The following is a 23,739-nucleotide window of genomic DNA, read 5'->3' on the forward strand; positions in this document are numbered from 1 at the left end:
ATCACCCTTTTCATTTATTTAACCCCAGCGAATGACATTGGCTCCCCAAGCATACCCAATGCCTGCGCTGACAAATACAACCACATCGCCTTCCTTGACCTTACCTTGCTTTAGGGCTAATTCTAATGAAATGATTTGATCCATTTGACCAATATGTCCATAGTCTTCGAGATAAATAGATTGATCCAACGATAAACCTAGTTCGTTCAAAACATATTCATGCGCTGAGCGCTTCATGTGTAAAAGCGCTACGTAATCGATATCCGATTCAACAAATCCGCTTCGTTCTACGGCATCCCGAATGACTTTCAAAAAGTTTTGCATCGACTTCTCTTCTAAACGCTTTTTCATACCCTCTGGATCTAAAACATCCAACTGATATAATTGCTTCTCTAATATTTCATTCGACATCGGCTGCTTCGTTCCTCCACCGACGACAACAACATCTTCTGAAAAAGTTCCATCTGTAATAAGTGTACTATCGAGTAATTCGTTCTCTGGATAATCACGCTGCAAAATCATAGCAGCTCCACCAGCGCCTAAGTTGTACATAAATCGCGTGCGCGGATTCTCGTAATCTATAAAATCTACATTACGATACCCGCCAGCTAGTAAAACGTTTTTTATTCTAGGGTCGGCCAACATCATATCTTTAGCAACTTTCATTGCCATAATGGCGGTTCCACAACGCAACTGAACATCAAATGCCCAGGCGTTGTAACAACCTAATTGTTCCTGAGTATAAATGCTGGCCGTCCAAAGGGGGTATTCTTTATGCTCTTCTCCAATATAAATAACTAAATCTATATCTTCAGGGTTAACCTCGCTTCCTTTAAAAGCCTGTCGTGCAGCTTTAATGCCCATCTCTGCTGTGTGGTCACCTTCACAAGGTATGGGTTTTCGCTTAATTCCTAACTTATTTTCCACGACATCTTTAGGAATTCCAGATCGCTCTGATAACTCCATAGAAGTCATAAATGAATTTGGTATATAGGTTCCAATTGATACGATTCCGACCTGCACAACACCTCACCTCTTTTCTAACTCTTGGTCGGAGACGATTTCTTTCATTCTGTCAAAGGCATCCTCCAACTGGTCAAAATAGATGTCTTTATTACTCTGAACATGAGTGAGTTTTACTTTGATTTGTGAATCTACTTCCGATACATGCTGGCACCTAACAACAAAGGATGTAATAGAATCATTGGTCATGAAAGTTCCTCCTAACTTGCCATTTTATCAGCATTCTGTTGTTTAGCTTCAATTTTACGGTGTTTACGTTTATGAAGCTTGGCTTTGATTGTTCCTACAATACCAGCTGGGAAGAAGATCACAGCTAAAATATAGACAATTCCAAATAAGATAATCCAACGTTCAAAAATCCAATGGACATCTGCTAAAGATGATAAATAATGGTGTGCAAACTCAATAATACCCGCTCCAATGATTGGACCAACTAACGTTCCGACACCACCAATAATAGTCATTAATAACGCATCTAGTGTGACATCAATGGCAAATACATTCGTTCCGACAAAACGAATACTAATTGCATATAACACACCTGCAAAACTTGCGACCACACCTGAAATGACACTTATGATGACTTTATACGGCATAATACGGAATCCGAGCGATTCCACTCGCCCTTCATTTTCACGAATGGCCACTAAGATCTTTCCTAATGGCGATTCAGTTAAACGCCTTAAGCCAAAGAAAATGAGTACCATCATAACGAGACAAAACATATATATCGTGATGTTGCGGTGGTCTTCAAGTGGACCAGGTAATTCAGGCAATCTAAATGTAAAACCATCACTTCCATGTGTGACTGAACGCCATTTCTCAGCAATGAATAAAAACATACTCGCTAAGGCAAGTGTCAGCATGGCATAGAAGTGATTTTTCAACTTCAGTGTCAATATGCCGGCAATAAAAGATACCAAACCACCTAATAAAGCAGCGACTAATATTCCGATTAACAGACTTGTGTAACTGGCTTCCATTCGGTCTAAAATAATTCCAACACTATACGCTCCAATTCCAAAAAACATCGCGTGTCCAAACGAAATAATGCCAGTATAGCCAAGCAATAAATCATAGCTCATCGCAAAAATCCCGAACGTAAACACTTGAATCATTAAAAATAAGAACCATCGTTCATCTTTGAAAAACGGCAGTAGAACGAGTAGAAACGCAACGGCTAAATATATCCATGTTGATCGTTGTATTTTTTTTATCATTTGTTAGACACCCCACTAACTTGAAACAGACCTTGAGGACGGAAAATAAGTATGATAAACATTAAAATCATCGTCACAACCATCGATAAATCGGAGTAATAATATCCCATAAAAGAGCCTGATAACCCTACGAGTAACGCTGCAACTAATGAACCTGGCACACTACCCATACCTCCGATAATCACGACAATAAATGCATATATTCCAAATTCCATTCCCATCTCAGCGTAAGCAACACCACTGTTTGGCACAAATAGCGCTCCTCCCAAAGCTGCAAGGGCTGAACCGACCATAAATACACCAATAAAAACTAACCGTATATTAATACCTAACGCCTGAACCATTTCCTTATTCATAACGCCCGCACGAACAATTAAACCGACTTTCGTAAATTTTAGCACGAGCATAATACCTATGAAGATTAGTAACCCAATTAAAATGATAAATGCGCGATACTTAATGACCGTCACATCGCCAAATGACCAACTTCCATCTAAATAACCTGGTCGTGAAGCAGCCATTATATCAGGCCCAAAAACAACTTTAAGAAGTTCAGCTAAAACAAGCATAAACCCTAATGTAATTAAAATTTGTTGAATATGATTTCCGTAAACTGGTTTAATAATGATTAATTCAGTTAATAACCCTAAAATTAATCCAGCTAAAATCGCAGCTATTAAACCAATAACAAAACTTTCGGTCACATCAAACGCCCAAATTCCAACATAAGCTCCCCACGCAAAAAGGGCGCCATGGGAAAAGTTCAAGACATCCATCAGTCCAAAAATGAGCGTTAAACCGCAAGCTATAAGGAAATAAAGCATCCCCATTGCAATACCATTTATGGCCAAGTTTATAATCAGTTCCATTTACTTACTCCCTCCTTCTTACGCAATTCCTAGATATTTACGTTTCAATTCTTCGTCTTCACGTAATTGTTCCATGTCACCATGATGAACAGTAATTCCATCATCCAAAATGTAGAATCGGTCACCTAAACGACTTGCCATGTAAAAGTTTTGCTCAACTAATACGACCGTTGTTTTTTCTTTCATTTTTTCAATAGACTCAATTACTTTCTCAACAACAACTGGAGCCAACCCTTTACTCGGTTCATCAATTAATAGCAAGTCATTATCATTCACATATGATCTAGCAATCGACAACATCTGTTTTTGACCACCACTCAGTTGACCACCTGGCTTTTTCCAGAATTTTTTTAAGTCAGGAAATAAATCTAACACCCAATCCATGCGCTCCTTTGTCGCATCATCTTCCTGACGCATACCAACACGCATATTCTCTCCTACGCTTAAATCATAGAAAATTCCTTGATCTTCAGGAACATAGCCAATTCCTCTTTTAGCAATGTGGTAAGGAGGAAGTTTCGTAATATCCTCTCCTTTGAATTGAACGGTTCCATTCGTAGCTGAATTCAGACCCATGATGGTTCTTAACGTCGTAGTCTTTCCTGCACCGTTACGCCCTAGAAGAACAGTAACCTCACCTGGCTGAACTTCGAAATCAATATTGTGCAAGATGTGAAACTGTTCAATGTGGGTATTAATTTGTTCCAACTTCAGAAGTGTGTTCTCCATTTTGACTCCCTCCTATATAAGCCGTCTGAACGGTCTCATTCTCCATAATTTCTTGCGGATTACCTTGAGCTAATAGTTCACCGTTATACAGCACGATAATTTCATCAGATAAATCTAAAACCATTTCCATCTTGTGTTCGATTAATACAACTGTACGATTTTCGTCTTCTTTTATATTTTGTATAACATCTAAAATAGCTGGCACTTCTTCTAATGACATACCAGCAGTTGGCTCATCCAACAATAATAGTTCAGTATTTAACGCTAATAACATGGCAATTTCTAATTTGCGTTTTTCACCATGAGATAAATTAACGGCTAGCGAATCCATCCTGTCCTTAAGCAGGACCGTATCCAATATGTTAATCGCTTCTTCCTTAAAAGCTTTATAATGAGTAAAATGACGAAACATTTGAAAACGAACATTCTCTCTAGATTGAATAGCTAACCGAACATTTTCTAGAACTGTGATATTTGGAAACACATTTGTAATTTGGAAAGAACGACCAATTCCCATCCTTGACCTTTCAATAGTAGACTTTCTAGTGATGTCTTTTCCTTTATACAAAACCTTTCCCTCTGTTGGAGATAACTGGCCGCTTAAAAGATTAAAAAAAGTCGTCTTACCTGCACCATTTGGACCAATGATGGAGGTAAATTGATTTTTTACAATTTCAACCGTTACGCCATTGACTGCAATGTGCCCACCAAAAGAAACGGATAAATTTTCAGTCTCTATAATAGATTCCATTTAGGTCACCGCCTTTAATAAGTTTATGTAACATTTAAATGGGTAAAGAATGAACTTCGACTGTTGCCGAAGTTCATTCTTCTTTATGTTTATTAATTTTGAATTGGTGGTTCTGTTTCTTCAGGTTCCATCACTCGAATTAACTCTGGTACTGGATAGTCAAGGTCCTCATCTTCAACTAACGTAATCGCGTACATTGGCTGTAACGCCTGATGGTCTTCTTCACGGAATGTCATCGTACCTTTTGGCGTATCAAAACTCATACCTTCCATGACAGGAATGAGCTCATTGGCATCCGTGCTACCATCTGATTGTTCTAAGGCTTCCATAATTGAAATAGCCGCTGTCATACCACCTGGTGTGAATAAATCAGGTACTTCACCATCATGTCTTGCCTTGTGTTCTTCTACTAACCAGTCATTCACTTCATTATCTGGTAATGTGTGATAATAAACTGTAAAACCTTCCATTCCAACTAAGTCATTCATTGTTTTTAACGCTGCGATATCTGGTGCACCTGTAGATACTTTAATATCGTGACTTCCTAAATCCATATCCCGAAGCTGGTTCCAAGGGCTATTCGCACCCGACCAAACAACGTATAAATAATCTGGATCTGATTCAATAATCTTCTGGATATGCGGTGTGAAGTCGGTTGCATCTTGTGGTGCGTATTCTTCATGCACAATCTCAGCTCCTAATTCCTCAGCAAACGGTCTGAATGACTCAATACCATCATGACCAAATGCGTAGTCTGGAGCTAATGTCGCAATTTTGACACCTTCATCTGCAATAGCAGCCGCTGCAGCCGCTGAGTCTTGAGACGAATTTCGAGCTGTACGGAAAATATAATCATTATATTCGCTTCCTGTAATACTGTCCGCAACCGCCGGCTCGACTACCATAATCTTTTCATATTCTTCAGCTAACCCCGTAACAGCTAATGTGTCCCCGGAGCTAGATGAACCAACTAAGAAATCGACATCATCATCGTCTAATAACTTCAATGCTTTCTGAGTAGCAACTTCTGGTGTCGTTTCCGTATCTTCGTAGATTACTTCAATAGGACGACCGTTAAATTCTCTTGTACCATCTGTCATATAATCTAAACCTAATTCAAACCCTTTTTGTGTTTGAGCTCCATAAGCCTCTAAAGCTCCAGACAAGGAAGCTAAAACACCAATCTTGATTGGTTCTCCTGAAGCTTCATCGTTTCCTTCCGTATCGTCTTCGCTTTGTTCTGACTGATCGTCACCGTTTTCGCTATCTCCTGTGTCCCCGCCATCGTCATTACATGCAGCCAGTAAAGCAACTAGCATGAATAACATGATCAAAAGACCCAATAACTTTTTAGACATTGATACATCCCCCTTAAAATTTTTAAAATTAATTCAAACTTAAAGCTTGTGTTTAAGATAATTCATTGAAGTTACAAAAGAGTTACAGATTACCATTTAATAGCTGTGGCTGACCATGTGTAACCTGTTCCAGCGGATAATGCCAATACAATATCTCCTTTTTTAACACCTTGTTGTCCTAAATAGTAAAGGCCATAACATGGATCTAAAGCCGACATATGTCCATGCCTTTTTAAGTAAATCGTTTGATTTTCGTTTAATTGGAGCTGGTTTATTAATGCATCAAACATCGATTTTTTTGTGTGTAGTGGTAATAACCAGTCCAATTCATCTATAGATAAATTACTTTTTTCTAGAGCTATTTGAGACGCTTTTATAAAATTTGGGATTGATACTGGATCTAATCTCTCTTTCATCGACTGCGGGTCCGGAACATCGATGTAGTGCATCTTTTGTTCTAACGTATACTCAGAGGCCGGATGTACTGTTCCACCTGCTGGAACATAGACGTCTTCTGAAAACGAACCGTCAGTTATGATGCCAGATTGCAAGATTTCATGCCCTTCATTACGACCGATTAAAGCAGCTGCCCCTCCATCTGCGAAGTTAAACATAAACCTTGACCTTGGATTATCATAATCAATAATTTGAGACTCCTTGCAACCCCCAACTAGTAAAATATTGCGGATTGAATCATCCGAACGCATCATATCTCTAGCAACCTTTAAAGCAATCGGAAAACATGAGCTGACGTTCATCAATTCAAAAGCATACGCTTGATGTAATTTTAGGTGATGTTGGATTCTTGGGGCTGATGACCATACTTGGTAATCTTTATGTGGACTTCCAAAATAAATTAAAACGTCGACTTCATCAGGGTCTACATGCTTTAAAATTTTTTCTCCAGCTTTGATGGCTAAATCAGAAGCATGCTCATCTTCGTTAGCTACACGTTTTTCGATTAGGCCAAATTTCTCTATAATGACGTCTTCTGGAATGCCTGTTTTATACTCTAATTCCTTAGCAGTCTCTATATGTTCTGGCTCATAAATAGCCGTTTGTTTAATACCAATCATTTTGTATCCATCCCTTCGTTGTCACTAGACTAATAGTTTGTCTGCATATGCATCCGGTGATAACAGCGTCTTGGCAATTTTTCCAGTGGCATTTCGAGGTAATTCGTCGACTTCATAAAAATACTTAGGGATTTTATACTTTCCTATCCTTTGTATGCAAAATGCTGTGATTTCCTCGCTAGTTAAGGCCTTTCCATCATGGAATGAGATAAAAGCTGAAGGAACCTCTCCCCACTTAGGATCGACTGTTCCAACGACGGCGACTTCATCCACCTCAGGCAAAGATTCAATCACTTGCTCAACTTCAAGTGGATAAATGTTTTCTCCACCCGAGATAATCATGTCTTTTTTTCGTCCTGCCACCCAGAAAAAGCCGTCCTCATCTTGCCTCATTAAATCCCCTGTTAGAAGCCAACCATCCTTGAAGGTGTTCTCAGTTTCATCCGGGAGCTTCCAATATTCTTTCATGATGTTTGGCCCTTTGAGGATAAGCTCCCCTACTTCTCCCCGTTCAACTTCTTTTCCTGAATCGTCGATTAATTTAGCATCACAGTATAAGACAGGTTTTCCGATTGATCCTCTCTTCTCTATGTAATCTTCTTTCGATAGCATAAAAATAGTTGGCGAAGCCTCTGTCATACCAAATCCACCTCCAAACGGAAGTCCTTTATCCAAATAAGCGTTGTAAACATCACTCGGACACGGAGCTCCTCCGTTATAAAACCAACGGACTGATAAAAAATCAGCGGTGTTAAATGAGGAAGTTTTTCGAACGGCATCATGAATAGCTGGAACTCCCATGACGATCGAGATTTTTTCTTCTTCAATTGTTCGAATTGCTTGTTCTGTGTCGAATTTTCCAATAATGACTGATGTCGCACCTGCCACTATTCCAGGAAACGCAAAAAGTCCAATCCCACCAATATGAAAAAGTGGTAACAACACGATAATCCGGTCGTGAGATGTTATATCAATAGCGGTAATATTGTTGATGGCATTCCAATACATGTTGTCGTGAGTGAGAACGGCGCCCTTAGGACGTCCGGTCGTACCTGATGTGTAGCAAATAACGAAAGGAGACTGTGACGTGATGTCAGAAGGAGGTGTTAAATTGGTTGGTAACGTTTGGGTTTCATCTTCTTCCCACCGGTCTAATGAGTAAGCGCTTTCAATTTCTGATAAAGTTACTATTTCATCTTTCATATCTGAAAATTCACCTTCATAGATAAGGGCTTTTGAGCCACTATCAATTATTTGAAAGGCCAATTCATTGGCTGTTAAGCGTATGTTAAGTGGCACAACAATGGCACCTAATTTAGCAAGTGCCATATAAGCCATAAGATACTCTGCTCTATTATTCGATAAAATCGCAATTCGATCTTGAGCTTCAATATTAAACTGATCCTTAAGGTGTACTGCCATCTTATAAATCGATTCATTTAATTCATAATAGCTCCATCGTTTATCACCGTGAACCAACGCTTCTCGATGAGGCGTGATCTCAGCCCGCTTCTCAATCCAATAATCAATCGTTTCCATAGGTATCCTCCTTTTCACTGAGTTAAATTGATTCCTCGAAAAGCAAATTCCATCGCATCTTCAAACACCTGCTCCGGAACTTCCTTATCATCCCATAAGATCCATCTCATGCCGATAAACTGACCAATTCCCATTAAACAGAAGGCAATTGTCTCAGAATCTAAACGTCTGCACTCTCCTTTCTCCATAGCATCTTCCAACGCCTTAATGAAACCAGCCGCTAGCTTTTCGTAATACCATCTATAAATCTCTGGATCGACGAGAACAGCCTGTTGGATGACACTATATAAATTTTGATGATTTTTCACCCATTTAAAGAACGCTAGATATCCTTGTCTTTGGGTCGTTTCAAAATCTTCACTCCGGTCCATATGTTCTTTGATGTAGAGTCTTAGATCACGACTTAATTGGTAAACGAGTTCATCATAAATATCTTTTTTAGTCGGAAAATACTTATAAAAAGTTCCTTGAGCAACTCCCGCTCGCTGCGTAATATCAACAACGGATGTCTCAAAGTACCCCTTCTCACCGAAAATTTCTTCAGCTGTCGCTAAGATCTTCTTACGCGTTTCCTGTCCTTTTTTTGTTTGTGGTTGTTTAATTTGTGACAAGTGACTCACCTCTCACTTTTTAGATTATAAAAAATATTCAGAAATGTCAATTGAATATTTAAATAAATGGCTCTGTTAAAGTTTGTTGTTGATATTTGATTTATTAGAACAAACGTTCTATAATAAGGTCAAATAAGTTGAGGTGGTAGTAGTGAGAGCCGTTGATATTGTAAAAGAAATTCAAAAACTTAACTCCGCAGAAAAGCATCGGTTAAAAGAATATTTAATCAATGCTCTTACTGCTTCCTCAATGACTGATAATTTCCTTGAGGAGTTTGCAGAACGCAAAAACAAAGAAGGGTATCAATGCCCCGATTGTGAATCAGAACACGTCGTTCGTTTTGGTAAGTATACGACGCTTGTTGGAGGCGATGAAGTGACAAAGCAACGTTATCGTTGTAAAGCTTGTCGAAAGACGTTCACCGACCTTACTAACACCGTTCTATACCGTAATCGCCATTTAGATAAATGGATAAAGTTCATCGAATGTATGATTGAAGGCTACTCTTTGAGAAAATCAGCATCACTGACTAAGGGTGTTACACACATTACTTTATTCTACTGGAGACATAAACTCATACTGATAAAGTAACACGGAAATGCTATTTGTAATGGCTTTTACAAAGGGGCGTTCCATGATTAACGATTTTTTAAACAATGTCACACCCATCATTATCCCGATTTTATTTATGACACTTGGGTTTTATCTGGTTTATAAAAAAGGCTTAAATCAAACAAAAGTATTTTTGTCAGTTGGTGCATTAATAGGTTTAACACTAGGGCTTGTATTAGCTATTTCATTCAATTTAGATATATTGAATAGTATCATAATTATTGGTGTATTTATTTTATTTGGAATAATGGTTTTAGCAATTTTAAACATCATTATGACAAAAGCTAAACAGCAGGAATTGAAACGGAAGAAGTGAGACAATGTTTTTTCCAGAAGCTACGGATATCACTGGTGTACAGTTTCGAATAGTTATAGTGATTGGGGTTTATTTGTTCGTTGTAATATTTGCTATATTTTATTCTCTGTATAAAATATCAATGATTTCTCAAAATAAGAGGTTTAAGAATATTTTTTTATTTGTAATGAGCATTCTTTTAAGAACGCCATTCCAAAAAGTAGAAAGTATTATTGGAGATAAAGAGGAATTTACTGTTAAAAGGATTTGGAAGGAAATATGGAAAGAAGTTTTTATTGTTACTTTCGCAACATTGTGGTTGTTTGGTGCATTATCTGCTGGATTTCATCAAATCCATGAGTTTAAACAATAATTTATCGCCGTTATTGAACTAACGGGGGCGTTAGTTCAATAAGACAGTAAAACCAACGGAACTTCTTGTTTTAAGGAAGTTCCGCTTTTTTCTGTATTTATCAACACTAAACTTTAACAGAGCCAAATAAATAAAAAACACCTCAAAATAACGAGGTGTCAACATATTAAGTATCACTCTCTTTATGACGTTCAGAATCTTCAACATAACCAACTTGATGTTTAGTATCTTCATTAGGTCTGTCTTTTTTCACTTCGGGAACAGTACCCATCGTAATATCGTCATAAGGTGTGTAGCTAATTAACGAATGATCTTCAGTTGTATAGTTGTTTGTATCACGGTGTTCTGAAGACTTCTTGTCCTTCTTTATATTGCGGAATAAAACAATTATAATTAATATAGGAATTATTAATGAAATCACATATCCTAACACTTTTAATCCCCCCTAAATAAACTCCATTACCATATCATACATGTCTTGGGTCGTTTTCATCGGCTCGATCCCGAGTTCTTTTTCTAAAATCTCTTCACAACGTCTATACCATTTAATAGCTTGTGGTCGATTGTTTTGCTGATAATAACAGTACATGAGCAACCGATACGCTTCCTCCCATGTTTGGTCTCTCGAAAGTATTTCCTGACACCAGTGTATACAGGTATGATAGTCTTCTAATCTAACAGAAACTTGAGCTAGTTTTTCAGCTCCTCTTAAAAATAAAACTTGCAAGCGCTCTCGTTCGTGAATTAACCAATCCACTGGCCGATGGTTAGATAAATAATCACCTTCATATAACTTTAAGGCTCTTAACAACAGCTCTTTTGATTTTTCAGGATGCCCCTCATCTAACCCTGATTGAATAAAATCTTCAAATAAATGGATGTCTAGTTCATAGCCAGACTGAGGGTTCAGCCGATATGAGCTTCCTGAACGTAAGATAAAGAACGAGTCCTCACGTGCTTTCCGGTGTGGCTCTAGGATCTTCAGCAAACCATTCAACGTCACTTTAAAGCTTTTGTTAGCTGCCGTTTCATCTTGGTCAGGCCATAGTTCATCAAAAATTTCTTCTTTCGTCATCGTCGTATGGCGATTTGTAATTAAAAGTTCCAGCAATTCCTTAGACTTAGCTCTCGACCAATCCGAATCATTTACTTGTTCATTCGCAACAAACAGCTTAAATTCACCCAAAGCCTTGATTCGAAGCGTATAACCAGGATGTCTCTCTAGATCGCCGAAACCTAATTCATAAATCATGCGTGTGACATACGTTTCATAAATACCTCGAGTTCGTGCCTGGTGTAACAGAGGTGCCATCAACTGTAAATCAATTGGTCCAAAATACGTACGTTTCTTTAGAAAATAGTCGTAAGAACCCGTCTGGAGGCGCCTTAGAAACTCTCGAATTTCTGAGTTAAACGTTTCATCATCATTAGTTTCAAATGCTAAGTAAGCTTTCCAGAAAGCAACAATCATTAATCCATAATCATCTTCACACGCTTCGAAATGATGCCTCGTCTCTTCTAACGATTCCAAAGCATAGTCATAACGTTTACAATGAACAGAAGCAATCGAAATACATAACCTGATTACCGCTGATAGCCACATATCTTTGACAAGTTCAGTTTCTCGAAGTCCCATTTGCCCGGCATGATAAGCTTTTTCATACTCACCTGCTAAACCATATAACATACACAATCCCATATAAGGCTCTGCTTTCAAACGAGAAATGTTGAGCTGATCCATCAGTTCTAATGAATGTTCGTAACACTGGACAGATAATTCCCGATCATATCTTGGAATTAACTGAACAGCATGCCCCATTCTCATCCAGCCACAAGCCTCAATAAATAATGATTCATTTTCTATTCCTAATTGTAAACCTTGTTCTGCTAACGTTTTTCCGTCTTCTGCGTTCCCCATAAATGATTCAACAATGGATAACAAAATATCGGTCTCACGATAAGATTGAGGAAGGTGGTCTAATTCTTGTTTAGCTAACTGTTCCTTTTTATCCATTAAAAACTGACGGGCTTGATATAATCTCCCTGTCCTTAAATAGATTCTAGCCTCTAAATTAGATTCATCCTCTCGAAGTTGAAAGGCTTTTGCTTTATCTAACCAAAATTCAGCTTTATTTGCATAACCTAGGTTGAGTAAATTTTCGCCTAACATATGATACAGACGAGCTTTCTCCTCATTTTTCACATCTAATGGCTCTCGGTATTCAATGGCTTTTCTTAAAATATGATCTGCTTGATCCGGCCGTATCGTATCTAAGTAAATTCGTGCTTTGCCTTCAAACGCCATACTTAAGACATATAGATTTTGATCGTCATCTGCAAGCTCTATTGCTGAATTATAACATTCCTCAGCCGCTTCATATTTAGCACGATACCGTAAAAGCTCACCCTCAAAATATTTAAGTATTGGAAAATCCACTAGGTTAGCTTCAGGAATTTGCTCAAGAAATGTTGCCATTCGATCAAGTTTTCCTTCTTTTAACATGACTTGACCATAATCACTCAATATTTTCGCCGCAACTCTATATTGCTTAATTTGTAAGTGATGGTAAATCGACTTGCTTAAATCCTGAGTTTCCTCAAAATAATAAGCCGCTTCACGATGCAAAAACTCATACTCATCATAATTTGAATATCTCAGCCGATTTTCTAAGTATAGTTTAAATATAGGATGAAAACGAAATGTGCCATGATCTATCTGATGGATAAACAAATTCTGTTCTTCTAGATCTTCTAGCATTTGTTGAGAACTATTAATCCGAAGTAGGCGATCGCTAGCTTCAACAGTGATTGACTCTAAAACACTCGTCTGTTCTAAAAATTTCTGGACAATAGATGGCTGTTTTAAGAATACTTCTTCCTGCATATATTTTATTAAATCGGTTAACCCATCTTGTTTCATTTGAATTAGCGATGAAATCGATTGTCCCATGTTTAATTGCTGTACCATCATACTACATGCAATCGGCCAACCCTCTGTTAAGTCATAGATCTGCTTTAGGTCATCATCATTTAAGTCAATCTCATGGATATCTTGAATAAAATGCGTGACCTCATCTAGACTCAAGGCCAAATCTTTTTGTTCAATTTCAAGCAGTTCATTTTTGACCTTTAACCTAGATAAACTACTCCAATTAGGTTTAGACCTAGCCGTTAATACATAGTGAATATTTTCAGGTAAATGTTGAGTTAGTAGCTGTAAAAATTTATTGATTGAATGCGCATGCATTAAATGATGCGCATCATCTAATATTAAAATCAAGTCTTGGCCCAGTAACTCCAATTCATTTACGACATCCGTCATCATCGACCAAACTTCATGTTCACGAACATGGTAGTGATAATCTTTGAGACTTTTCAAAAGTTTAACACCGAAATCTGGTTCAGTCTTTTGAATAGAATGAATGAATTTAGTCATAAAGGATAAGAAATCCTGATCATATTCAGTAATCGTCAGCCAACATACTGGTTGCTTAGCGTATTGAACATAAGAACTGAGACCCATGGTTTTACCATATCCAGCACTAGAATAGATTAACGTGACAGGATAGCTTGGAATGAGCTGCATTTTTTTATGTAAATTAACCCGTTGAATATATCGGTCTTTTACAACCGGTGGAGAGAACTGAGATTCTAATATGGGCACTTGATTACTCATCCAAAGCCTCCTTTTTGTCAAAATATTGTTACGATTATTTTAACATAAAAATGGTTATACAACTTTTGTAAGTGCAAGTTCAACAAAAGCAATTAAAAATGGTTTGTGATAAAATAAAATTAGGAATGTTTGAATAAAGGGGAACTGCCATGCAATTTGGTTCATTTGAGAACGATGGAATTATTTTTCTTATAGCCTTTTTATTAATTAGCGGTGTGTTTGCCGCAAAATTCTCGAACCGTATTGGCCTGCCCTCTCTAGTATTATTCATTTTAGTTGGAATGCTAATTGGGAGCGATGGCTTAGGGTTCATATATTTTGATAATGCTGAAATAGCTCAAATGATCGGTATTTTAGCATTAATTATTATTCTTTTTGAAGGTGGTCTTCAGACGAAATGGAAGACCGTGCGACCAGTCGCTGTACCCTCTATTTCCCTTGCAACATTAGGTGTTTTACTAACTTCTCTCATTACTGGTTTTGCCGTCCACTTAGTTTTAGATGTCAGTTGGCCAGAGGCATTTCTTTTTGGTGCAATTGTTGGTTCCACAGATGCCGCAGCAGTATTTGCTGCTATAAAAGAACGTAATATTAAAGCAAAGTTGGGAGCTACATTAGAAGCAGAATCAGGGACAAACGATCCAATGGCTGTCTTTTTAACTATTATGTTTATTGAAATCATTAACCAGCCAGATACAAGTTTCTGGAATATGTTTCCCTCATTCTTATGGCAAATGGGAGTTGGCTTACTATTAGGGATAGGTATTGGAAGACTAGCTTCTTTCTCAATTAATCGAATAAGCTTAGAATCATCTGGTCTATATCCTATTTTCACTCTATCGTTTGGACTTATTACGTATAGTGTTGCTTCACTTTTAGAAGCAAGTGGATTTTTAGCGGTGTATGTAGCTGCACTTGTCATTGGAAACTTAGAATTAACGTATAGATATTCAATCTCTCAATTTAATGAAGGATTCGCTTGGATGGCTCAGATTTTAATGTTCGTTATTCTCGGACTATTGGCCTTCCCAGAGCATGTTTTCCAAATCGATGTTATTACCCAAGGGTTAATCATATCATTTGTATTAATATTCATTGCTCGTCCGTTAGCTGTCTATGCTTCATTAATTAAGATGAAATACTCGAATCGTGAAAAACTGTTTTTGTCATGGGCTGGCTTACGTGGTGCTGTTCCAATCGTACTTGCGACATTTCCAATTGTCGCTGGATTAGATAACGCAGCGTTATTTTTTAACATTATCTTTTTCGTTGTTTTAACATCAGCTCTAGTACAGGGATCAACCATTAATGTTTTAGCGTCAAAACTAGGCTTAATGGGACCAGTTAAAGATACACCACACCATTCGATTGAATTGATTTCAATTGCCAAAGCGAACGCTGAGATGGTTCAATTCCAAGCCAATCAAGACAATGACGTAGTCGGTCATAAGTTAAAAGACATCGACTTTCCTAAACGCGCTACAATTAGTGCCATCGTAAGAGGTGACAGGTTGATCACACCTTATGGCGATACGGAGATTAAGCCTGGCGACTTCTTATACATCTTAGTTTCACGGAAATACAAAGATGAACTTAAGAAAATGTTAAATAAAAAGAAAGATCAAAAATAAGACGGGACTGTCCTCATAAGTTGCGAGGCAGTCCCTTTTATTTTACGATTGCATAGATTTTTATGGTTTTATACTCACCTTTTACATAATAACGTTTCTTCATCAAACCTTCGTATTCCATCCCGACTTTTTGCATCACGCGTTCGGAATTTGGGTTATGGTCAAAACATTTCGCTTGAATACGGACTAAGTTCATTTCATTAAATCCAAAATCAACAATCGTTTTAACCACTTCAGGAACAATGCCCTGACCCCAATATTCTGGAGATAGTACGTAACCAATTTCAGCAACGCTATGATCGGAGTTCCACCAAACGAAATCAGCGGTTCCGATTATTTTTTTATCTTGTTTATGATAAATGCCCCAAGGAGCGACTTTTCCGTATTGGTAGCGGTCCAGTACGATATCGATAAATTGATGCGTGTCTTCAATCGTTTGATGGACAGGCCAAGTGACCTGATCTGCCACTTCATGCTTAGATGCATACTCAAACATGTCTTCTGCATCATGATGGTCGATTGGTCTTAAAAGCGTTCTGTCTGTTTCTAAAGTCGGCATTTTACCAAATATATGCTTCATTTAATCCCCACCTAATTAGTGCTAATTTTTAATATTATAACAAAAAAATTTAGCTACAGTCCGCCTGTAGCTAAAAACGCTTACAACCTTTTATATAACTAGGGGGAAACTAGCCATTTTTACTTGCTTTCTACTATTAGAGTATCATTCTTCGTGTCATTTTTATATTACACAATGATTAAAAAATTGTTACAGACTGGTAATATTAGAAAATATAGATTGCAAGAGCGACTATTCCGCCGACAATAAAAATGACATAAATGATTAGTAGTGATGGGATATTCGTTTTTAATGAAGATGATTCGTAATTCCAAGATCGCTGTAACTCGTCTTTAGCCGTTTCCCCTTCACGTTTTTTTATTTTGTCGTTTTCCGTTTTACCAATTAAAAATGTTCCGACCAATGTTAAAACAAATAGAAATCCAATAATAACAAATACGCCTGTTCCCATTTGAATCCCTCCAAGTTCATTTTACAATAAAAAACTTTGATTGAATATCCTTAGACCTTTTCACAAACAATAAAGTCAAATTGTGTATTTAAAGTTACGGAGGGAAATATGGTGGTTAAACCTAATATACCAGATGAGTCTCATTCGATATGGCATGATGAGGTGTCTATCCCAACATTTGAGCCATTAACGCAAGACGTAACAGCTGATGTTGTTATCGTGGGAGGCGGAATCACGGGCATCACAGCAGCATACTTATTAACGCAACAAAATGTTAATGTTGTGCTACTAGATGCCAATACGTTATTAAACGGAACGACTGGACACACTACGGCCAAAGTAACCGCTCAGCATGAAATCATTTATAATGATTTACTGAGTAAGATGGGTTACAACACAGCAAGGATGTATTACGAGGCCAACACGGATGCGTTACACCTCATCGAAGAGCTAGTTACGAATTATCAAATCGACTGTGAGTTTGAAAAACAAGATGCTTACCTATTTTCAACATCAGGTGAATACAAAAACAAACTTGAAAAAGAGTATCAGGCTTATGAGAACTTAAATATTAAAGGGAAGTTAGAAACTGAAATCCCATTTAATATTACGATTGAGAATGCTCTTTCAATGAAAAACCAAGCTCAGTTTCACCCGCTGAAGTATCTGACACACCTCATTCAACTGATTACTGAGAAAAACGGGCAAATCTACGAACAAACGACAGCTGTTGACGTTGAAGACTCAAACGGTGCAGCTGTGGTTGTTACGAAAGATGGATTTAGAGTAAAGGCTAATTATGTGTTAGCATGTTCTCACTTTCCGTTTTATGAAGGAACAGGCTTGTATTCAACCCGGATGTACGCGAGTCGCTCGTATGTTTTAGCGGTAAAAGCTAATAAACCTTATCCTGGTGGCATGTATTTAAGCGTGGATAAACCGGAACACTCCATTCGAAAAGCTCATTATAATGGCGAAGAAATTTATTTAATTAATGGTGAAGATCACAAAACCGGACAAGGGCAAGGCATGATGGAACACTTCAAAAACTTAAAACGGTTTTGTGATGACATATTTACAGAGGGTGAGTATGAGATCTTGCAACGCTGGTCAGCTCAGGATTTAATCACTCTAGACAAAATCCCTTACGTCGGGGCGATTACGAAAAAGCGCCAAAACGTTTTAATCGCAACCGGTTATCGTAAGTGGGGAATGACGAATGGAACGAACGCTGCCAAATTAATGAGTGACATCGTATTAGGCAATTTAAACCCATATCAAGAATTGTTCTCCCCTTCGCGTTTTTCACCAGATCCGAGTTTGAAGAAGTTCTTTATGGAAAACTTGGATATGGCCAAGCATTTGGTTAAAGGCAAAATGGAAATGCCAAGAGCTAAGGTTGAAGATTTAGATTTTGACGAAGGCACCACTATTCGAGTCGACGGCGAGCGTAAAGGGGCTTATAAAGACAAAGATGGTGAGGTCCATATTGTTGATACGACGTGTACGCATGCTGGCTGTGAAGTGAATTGGAATGAATCTGAACGCTCGTGGGATTGCCCTTGTCATGGCTCTCGTTTTTCATATACAGGCGAAGTTATTGAAGGCCCCGCAGAAGCACCACTGCAAAAACATGACCACCATATGTTAGATGACTTTAAATTTGATGATGACAGTTCAGGATATTAAGGAGGAATTTAAATGTTTGTAAAAGATTATAAAACCGATCAAAATTTAGAACAAGACGTTCAAAAATTAATGAAGGCAGGTATTAACGAACAAGATATCTACGTTTTGGCGCACGATGATGAACATACGCAGGATTTAGTCGAAGACACACAAGCTAATTCGATTAACTTATCACAAAGTAATTTTAAACAAAAAGGCGACGAGCTCCGCGCCAAATTAGAAGATGTAGGCGTATCAGAATCAAGCGCCGAACAATATGAAGCCATGCTTGACGAAGGAAAAATCCTTCTAATCGTTAAAGGTCAGCACGACATCGAGTCGATTCTTCAACAGTAATTTAAAAACGTCTCAACCAGGTGATTGAAAATCTGGTTGAGACGTTTTTTAGCCCGTTTTTTGTTTAATTCAGATCCTGTTATAAGAGGTTTAGACCCTTTTTTGAAATTATTAAGCGCGAATGTTGTCGAAACGGTATTAATTTTTCTTTTTTCAGACCTTTTAGTAGCACTGGAAAGAGTCGATTCTTCTTAAATCAACACCGTAATACACCCAGAAGAAACCGGTCCAACGATAGCCAGAGACCGAGCGTCTGCCTACATATGTTGGGTAGAACCAAAAACGCTGACGATTATCTAACCAGATGTAGGTGTAGCGATACAAACACCCACGAATCGATCCGGGATCAACCGCTTGAACACTCGGCTGACCGCCCTGCCCTCCTTGTTGAGGCGTGAACGATGGCGGTGGAGATTGTGGTGGTCCTCCTGTTGGTCCTTGGCCTGGTCCGCCTGGGAATCCCGGTCCTTGGCCAGGTCCACCCTGTCCTGGGAAACCTGGTCCACCTGGAAAGCCCGGTCCTTGACCAGGTCCACCCTGCCCAGGAAATCCAGGCCCTTGCCCCGGAGGGAATCCAGAACCTGGACCCAGCCCTTGCCCTGGCGGAAACCCTGGAAAGCCTCCACCTTGCTGTCCACCTGGAAATTGTCCAAAAAGACCTCCACCAGTTTGACGATAAGGATCTTGATGAAATCCGTTCATTATAGTTCTCCTTTCTAAAACGACGTCACATAATCATATTATGTAAGCGTGAAGAGGTTGGGTGTCTGTCCACCCAATCAACCATTTTTTTCTAATGAAATAACTGGTATTATGGAGCTATAACTATAAGGGGACATCACGAATAAAGCCAACCCTGAACTCAATCTCAAATTAAAGAATTAATTGAATAAAAAGGGGAAAAACAATAATGAGAAAAAGTATATTATTAATTTTTTGGGGATTAATCATCGTCTTTTTTGATTTTAGAATCAATTCATTTGATTTGTTAATGAACCCACTAGGTTATATTTTAGTAGCCAGTGGACTTAATGACTTTTCGCAAAACTATCAACCAGCTAAAACAGCTAAAGCCTTTACGTACATATTAGTTGTGGTATCCATACCTCAAATTATAATTGACGATGCAACAGTCATAAGTGAGTACTGGAATTTTTATTCTTCAGCTGTTAGTATATTAAATATTGTGTTAGCTTATTTTATCTTTCTATTATTAATTGAACTAGCACAGGCTTATAATCAAACAGAGCTTGAAAGTCGTAGTAAAAATACGATGAAAGGTTACTTAATCACCATGATCCTAGTCACATTCGTAAGTACCTTTGCGATAAACTTCAGTTCATCTTTGGGGCTTATTATCGGACTTGCTATAGCAGGTTTTATAGCACAGATAGTATTTATAGTCCTGATTTTTAAATTTAGAAATTTAGATGAGCATACAGACTACGAGGAGACACATATTAACACGGAAGGATGAAACATCAAGTGAATAAAGCAGTTTTTCTAGATCGAGATGGAGTTATTAACGAAGTCAAAACGGATCGAGTTAAATTCGTTAACCGTCCTGAAGATTTATATATTTTAGATGGTGTTCCAGAAGCCATTAAACAGCTAAACGATGCTGGGTTTAAAGTTTTTGTTGTTACAAATCAAGGTGGCGTAGGCCTTGGATATATGACAGAGGATGAACTGAATACCATTCATGATCATATGGCGCGTGAGCTGGCTAAGCAAGGTGCGCACATTCATGAGATTATGGCCTGCACACATGCACCGCACGAAAATTGTTATTGCCGCAAACCTGGTTCACAAATGCTTCTTGATCTCATTGACGATTATGACGTCGATATTATGAAAAGTTACTTAGTAGGAGATCGCGAACCGGATATCGAAGCAGGTAACGCGGTTGGAATTAAGAGTTTAATGGTTGTTAGCACACATCCAGAGGCTTACAAAAGCTTTAATGATTTAAGCGAAGCAGTTGAATGGATTTTAGAAGATGAAAAAGCTTGAGGCGGTTGCCTCAAGCTTTTTTACACGCAAGTTTTGGTGGTTTATAAGCAGGTTTTCTTAATTTACCTGCAGGTTTTGAGAATTTATCCGCAGCTTTTTCAAATTTACAAGCAAGTTTTTCAGATTTACCCGCAGGTTTACTGCTCAAAATAGTCTTTCTGCAACATACTCATAATATAAATATCATGCCATTCGCCATCTCTGAAGAAGGATTCCCTTAACTTTCCTTCGACCTGAAAGCCTAAGTTTTCATACATTTTCTTAGCCTTCTGATTATAGGAGAAAACTTTTAGGCTGAGTCTATGTAAGTTCAATTCGTTAAAAGCGTAATTCAAGAGTAATCGAAAAGCTTCTTTCCCATAACCTTGGCCCCAGTAATCTTTCTCGCCAATCAGCAATAAAATTTCAGCGTTGCGCTGTCTGAAACTTAAACCAACTAAAGAAATGCTTCCGATATCTGTGTTACTCTCTTTTTCTACGATAACAAAGTTTTTACCCTCTTTGACTTTATCGTAAAATTCTTCAATATCCTCATGATTATATAAATCCAGTGATGACCTCATGTTTGTAAATACTTCGACGTCATTGTGCCATTTATAAAGTGTTTTTACGTCATCTTTTCCTAGCTTACGAAAATAGATGCGGTCCGTTTCAAAAACCATCTGGATACCCCCTTATGACTTACATGTATACGAGTCTAACATAACCATATCCCATACTTCTATTATTGTAACCCAATTAATCATGCTCTATTGAACATTTTCGTCTGTGTGTTAATCTTTATATATTAATTATTTTGAATCTTAAGGAGATTATTATGAGTTCAAAAACTAAAAAGATAAGCCTAAGCATAATTGGCATCCTGGTTGCATTTATACTTTTGATGACTTGGTTTTATCCATTTTCAACTTTTAGTTTATATAAAAGTTACACGTTTAATCCGGATAAAGTCGTTGTTGATCAATATGTAAATGACCTGGAGAAATTCAAAAGTTCATTCGAGAATGATTATGATTCACTTAGCTTAGATATAGATAATAGTTTAACTATCGACCGCACCAATTACATACTTCAAATGTTTGACCAGGACTGGTTAACTAATAGCGATTCTGTAAAAGTAGATCGGAACTTCTTGAGTGAACAATTATTCTTAGTCCAAAATACGAGAGACTACATCATTGAATTGTTAGTCAGAGAGGATTACACAGAGGACCAAAAACAATACTTAAGTATCAGTTTAGAAAGTATGCTGTTTTTAGAAGAAAGAATTATTGATTTACAAAATGATAAGACACATTCTAGAAAAGACCTTCGTATTCTAATGGGTAATCTTTATGTAGGTTTTTCTGGTAACTTTATGATGTTTGAAACGTTTTACAACCTATCGATTCACGAGAAATAGTAAAAAGACTTAGAGCCCTCAAGCTCTAAGTCTTTTTAAATATCTATTTATTTTCCAATGAACATTTGTGTCCAATACGTTTTTCCGTTTGCTTCAACATAGCCAACGCCGATATGCGTGAAGTCACTGCTTAGAATGTTTTCACGGTGACCTTCACTGTTCATCCAGCCGTCCATGACTTGCTCTGGTGAGCGTTGTCCCATCGCAATGTTTTCGCCGGCTGTACGATAGTCGATACCATACTGCTGCATCATATCAAATGGTGACCCATACGTTGGTGATGTGTGGCTGAAGTAGTTGTTTTCTGCCATATCTCGTGATTTATCACGTGCAACATCACTTAATTCACTTGAAGCTTGTAATGGTTGTAAACCTCTTTGTTGTCTCTCTTGGTTTACTAGGTCTACCACTTGTTGTTCAAATGATTGTAAGTCAGATGACTGATTTTGATCCTGCTGTTGTTCTTGAGCCGATTGCTCTTCTGTTTGATTATTAGCAGGTTCTTCTTGCTGAGGCTCCTCTTGTTGAGCTTCATTGTTTGTTTCTTCTTGCTGAGGTTGTTCATTTGTTTCTTCTTGTTGTTGCTCCTCAGCTGGTTCATTTTGTGAACCTTCATTTTTATCATCTTCATACTGATCAGGCTTGTCTACTGGTTCGCCTGATGGTTCTTCAGATTCTTCAGGCTCAGCTGGTTGTTCTTGTTGATCTTGTTCTTCACCATTTTGGCCAAATTGATTAAATAAGTCATTCCAATCAAATTGACTGTCCTGCTGGAACCAGAAACTGAATGGCATTGTGAACGTATATGCATGAGCATTCGAACTATCTTGTTGGCTTGATGCTGCTACTTGTCCTGTAGCAAGAATAATTGACATGACTACTGCAATAACAATAGCCGTAATTGGTCTTAACATTTTCAAGGTATTACCTCCTTAGATGTCTTGACCCCCACAATTCTCATTATAACAATAGATTCGTAGACTTAAAGAGTTAATATATACCAAGTTTGACGCAAATAAAAAGAGCCGAAATACCTATCGGCTCTGGGATTTACTTTATGTTGATTTTCATCTTTTTAGAAGGACTCTTCTTTTTTGGTTTTTGTTGGTCTTTTAACAAATCTCGAATCTCAGTTAACACTTCCTGATTTGGATGTGGCGCCTCCTTTAATGAGACACTTTCTTTTCCTCGTAAGTAGTTAAATAGTTTTATAAATATAAAAATGGAAAAGGCAATGACCATAAAATCAATCGTCGTCTGAATGAAAGCTCCATATCGAATAACAACGCCATCAATATTCAACACTAAAAACTTCAGGCTTGTCCCACCTGCTAAAATTCCCAAAACAGGTACTAAGAGGTCGTTAACCAGTGAATCAACGATTTTACTAAAAGCCGTTCCAATGATTACAGCAACCGCTAGTTCGATCACATTCCCTCTTAATGCGAATTGTTTAAACTCTTTCCACATAAGCGCTCATCCCTAAAAAATTGTTTAATTCATC

General features: G+C 37.8%; 26 protein-coding genes and 1 pseudogene. 9 read left to right on the forward strand and 18 right to left on the reverse strand.

Annotated elements, in window-relative coordinates; genetic code table 11:
• Positions 1-18: 18 nt before the first annotated feature.
• From EDC24_RS12480 to EDC24_RS12525, 10 genes are all read right to left on the reverse strand, one after another.
• The gene (locus tag EDC24_RS12480; protein ID WP_124223128.1) at positions 19-1,023 is read right to left on the reverse strand and encodes a 3-oxoacyl-ACP synthase; all 1,005 of its coding nucleotides are present in this window, start codon (positions 1,021-1,023) and stop codon (positions 19-21) included.
• 6 nt (positions 1,024-1,029) lie between these two features.
• A complete protein-coding gene (locus EDC24_RS12485; RefSeq protein WP_124223130.1) occupies positions 1,030-1,212 on the reverse strand; it encodes a hypothetical protein in 183 nt (60 codons plus the stop codon).
• A gap of 11 nt (positions 1,213-1,223) precedes the next feature.
• Complete coding sequence (locus EDC24_RS12490; RefSeq protein WP_124223132.1) at positions 1,224-2,243, reverse strand: branched-chain amino acid ABC transporter permease; 1,020 nt, start codon at positions 2,241-2,243, stop codon at positions 1,224-1,226.
• Positions 2,240-3,112, reverse strand: coding sequence for a branched-chain amino acid ABC transporter permease (locus EDC24_RS12495; RefSeq protein WP_124223134.1), 873 nt, complete (start codon positions 3,110-3,112; stop codon positions 2,240-2,242). The genes EDC24_RS12490 and EDC24_RS12495 overlap by 4 nt, the downstream gene beginning before the upstream one ends.
• 18 nt (positions 3,113-3,130) lie before the next feature.
• On the reverse strand, positions 3,131-3,841 hold the full coding sequence (locus EDC24_RS12500; protein WP_124223136.1) for an ABC transporter ATP-binding protein: 711 nt from the start codon (positions 3,839-3,841) through the stop codon (positions 3,131-3,133).
• Positions 3,807-4,592 (reverse strand): ABC transporter ATP-binding protein, encoded by a 786-nt coding sequence (locus tag EDC24_RS12505; RefSeq protein WP_124223138.1) that lies wholly within the window; start codon positions 4,590-4,592, stop codon positions 3,807-3,809. Before EDC24_RS12505 ends, EDC24_RS12500 begins: the two co-directional genes overlap by 35 nt.
• 92 nt (positions 4,593-4,684) lie before the next feature.
• A complete protein-coding gene (locus EDC24_RS12510) occupies positions 4,685-5,950 on the reverse strand; it encodes a substrate-binding domain-containing protein (protein ID WP_124223140.1) in 1,266 nt (421 codons plus the stop codon).
• An 89-nt stretch (positions 5,951-6,039) separates the two neighbouring features.
• Positions 6,040-7,026: a 3-oxoacyl-ACP synthase gene (locus EDC24_RS12515; protein WP_124223142.1), complete on the reverse strand. Its 987-nt coding sequence runs from the start codon at positions 7,024-7,026 to the stop codon at positions 6,040-6,042.
• Between the two features lie 24 nt (positions 7,027-7,050).
• Entirely contained in the window at positions 7,051-8,565 is a 1,515-nt protein-coding gene (gene menE / locus EDC24_RS12520) for an o-succinylbenzoate--CoA ligase (RefSeq protein WP_124223144.1), read from the reverse strand.
• A gap of 14 nt (positions 8,566-8,579) precedes the next feature.
• Complete coding sequence (locus EDC24_RS12525) at positions 8,580-9,176, reverse strand: TetR/AcrR family transcriptional regulator (protein WP_245998167.1); 597 nt, start codon at positions 9,174-9,176, stop codon at positions 8,580-8,582.
• A 151-nt stretch (positions 9,177-9,327) separates the two neighbouring features.
• Between EDC24_RS12525 and EDC24_RS12530 the strand changes: the two are divergent.
• The 3 genes and pseudogenes from EDC24_RS12530 to EDC24_RS12540 form a co-directional block, all read left to right on the forward strand.
• Positions 9,328-9,756, forward strand: a pseudogene (locus EDC24_RS12530) (transposase); the annotation flags it as partial.
• Positions 9,757-9,811: 55 nt separating this feature from the next.
• Positions 9,812-10,105 carry a hypothetical protein gene (locus tag EDC24_RS12535; RefSeq protein WP_124223148.1) on the forward strand — a complete coding sequence of 98 codons (294 nt, stop codon included), beginning with the start codon at positions 9,812-9,814 and terminating at the stop codon, positions 10,103-10,105.
• A 4-nt stretch (positions 10,106-10,109) separates the two neighbouring features.
• On the forward strand, positions 10,110-10,457 hold the full coding sequence (locus EDC24_RS12540; protein ID WP_124223150.1) for a hypothetical protein: 348 nt from the start codon (positions 10,110-10,112) through the stop codon (positions 10,455-10,457).
• A gap of 166 nt (positions 10,458-10,623) precedes the next feature.
• On the opposite strand, the gene EDC24_RS12545 is transcribed toward EDC24_RS12540, so the two are convergent.
• Together EDC24_RS12545 and EDC24_RS12550 are read right to left on the reverse strand one after the other, a co-directional pair.
• Complete coding sequence (locus EDC24_RS12545) at positions 10,624-10,890, reverse strand: hypothetical protein (RefSeq protein ID WP_124223153.1); 267 nt, start codon at positions 10,888-10,890, stop codon at positions 10,624-10,626.
• Positions 10,891-10,902: 12 nt separating this feature from the next.
• Positions 10,903-14,133, reverse strand: coding sequence for an AfsR/SARP family transcriptional regulator (locus EDC24_RS12550; protein ID WP_124223155.1), 3,231 nt, complete (start codon positions 14,131-14,133; stop codon positions 10,903-10,905).
• A gap of 149 nt (positions 14,134-14,282) precedes the next feature.
• Between EDC24_RS12550 and EDC24_RS12555 the strand changes: the two genes are divergently transcribed.
• Positions 14,283-15,764, forward strand: a complete 1,482-nt coding sequence (locus EDC24_RS12555) for a potassium/proton antiporter (protein WP_124223157.1) — start codon at positions 14,283-14,285, stop codon at positions 15,762-15,764.
• A gap of 37 nt (positions 15,765-15,801) precedes the next feature.
• Here the strand turns inward: EDC24_RS12555 and EDC24_RS12560 are convergent, their stop codons facing one another.
• Both EDC24_RS12560 and EDC24_RS12565 read right to left on the reverse strand, forming a co-directional pair.
• Positions 15,802-16,344 (reverse strand): GNAT family N-acetyltransferase, encoded by a 543-nt coding sequence (locus EDC24_RS12560; protein WP_124223159.1) that lies wholly within the window; start codon positions 16,342-16,344, stop codon positions 15,802-15,804.
• 205 nt (positions 16,345-16,549) lie between these two features.
• Complete coding sequence (locus tag EDC24_RS12565) at positions 16,550-16,795, reverse strand: hypothetical protein (RefSeq protein WP_124223161.1); 246 nt, start codon at positions 16,793-16,795, stop codon at positions 16,550-16,552.
• A 108-nt stretch (positions 16,796-16,903) separates the two neighbouring features.
• Between EDC24_RS12565 and EDC24_RS12570 the strand changes: the two genes are divergently transcribed.
• Together EDC24_RS12570 and EDC24_RS12575 are read left to right on the forward strand one after the other, a co-directional pair.
• The gene (locus tag EDC24_RS12570) at positions 16,904-18,484 is read left to right on the forward strand and encodes an FAD-dependent oxidoreductase (protein ID WP_124223163.1); all 1,581 of its coding nucleotides are present in this window, start codon (positions 16,904-16,906) and stop codon (positions 18,482-18,484) included.
• A 12-nt stretch (positions 18,485-18,496) separates the two neighbouring features.
• A complete protein-coding gene (locus EDC24_RS12575) occupies positions 18,497-18,820 on the forward strand; it encodes a YflT domain-containing protein (protein ID WP_124223166.1) in 324 nt (107 codons plus the stop codon).
• 162 nt (positions 18,821-18,982) lie between these two features.
• Here EDC24_RS12575 and EDC24_RS12580 read toward each other — a convergent pair whose 3' ends face one another.
• The gene (locus EDC24_RS12580; RefSeq protein ID WP_124223168.1) at positions 18,983-19,522 is read right to left on the reverse strand and encodes a transporter; all 540 of its coding nucleotides are present in this window, start codon (positions 19,520-19,522) and stop codon (positions 18,983-18,985) included.
• Positions 19,523-19,730: 208 nt separating this feature from the next.
• Here EDC24_RS12580 and EDC24_RS12585 point away from each other — a divergent pair, with 208 nt between their 5' ends.
• Positions 19,731-20,297, forward strand: coding sequence for a hypothetical protein (locus EDC24_RS12585; RefSeq protein ID WP_124223170.1), 567 nt, complete (start codon positions 19,731-19,733; stop codon positions 20,295-20,297).
• Between the two features lie 8 nt (positions 20,298-20,305).
• Positions 20,306-20,833 (forward strand): D-glycero-alpha-D-manno-heptose-1,7-bisphosphate 7-phosphatase, encoded by a 528-nt coding sequence (locus EDC24_RS12590; protein WP_124223172.1) that lies wholly within the window; start codon positions 20,306-20,308, stop codon positions 20,831-20,833.
• A 137-nt stretch (positions 20,834-20,970) separates the two neighbouring features.
• Here EDC24_RS12590 and EDC24_RS12595 read toward each other — a convergent pair whose 3' ends face one another.
• Entirely contained in the window at positions 20,971-21,495 is a 525-nt protein-coding gene (locus tag EDC24_RS12595) for a GNAT family N-acetyltransferase (protein WP_124223174.1), read from the reverse strand.
• A gap of 221 nt (positions 21,496-21,716) precedes the next feature.
• Between EDC24_RS12595 and EDC24_RS12600 the strand changes: the two genes are divergently transcribed.
• Positions 21,717-22,235 (forward strand): hypothetical protein, encoded by a 519-nt coding sequence (locus EDC24_RS12600; protein WP_170158581.1) that lies wholly within the window; start codon positions 21,717-21,719, stop codon positions 22,233-22,235.
• A 47-nt stretch (positions 22,236-22,282) separates the two neighbouring features.
• Here EDC24_RS12600 and EDC24_RS12605 read toward each other — a convergent pair whose 3' ends face one another.
• A complete protein-coding gene (locus EDC24_RS12605; RefSeq protein WP_425455191.1) occupies positions 22,283-23,149 on the reverse strand; it encodes a CAP domain-containing protein in 867 nt (288 codons plus the stop codon).
• Between the two features lie 136 nt (positions 23,150-23,285).
• Entirely contained in the window at positions 23,286-23,705 is a 420-nt protein-coding gene (mscL, locus tag EDC24_RS12610; RefSeq protein WP_124223178.1) for a large conductance mechanosensitive channel protein MscL, read from the reverse strand.
• Positions 23,706-23,739 lie beyond the last annotated feature (34 nt).

Origin of the sequence: Aquisalibacillus elongatus, assembly GCF_003843875.1 — a bacterium.
GTDB lineage: Bacteria > Bacillota > Bacilli > Bacillales > Alkalibacillaceae > Aquisalibacillus > Aquisalibacillus elongatus.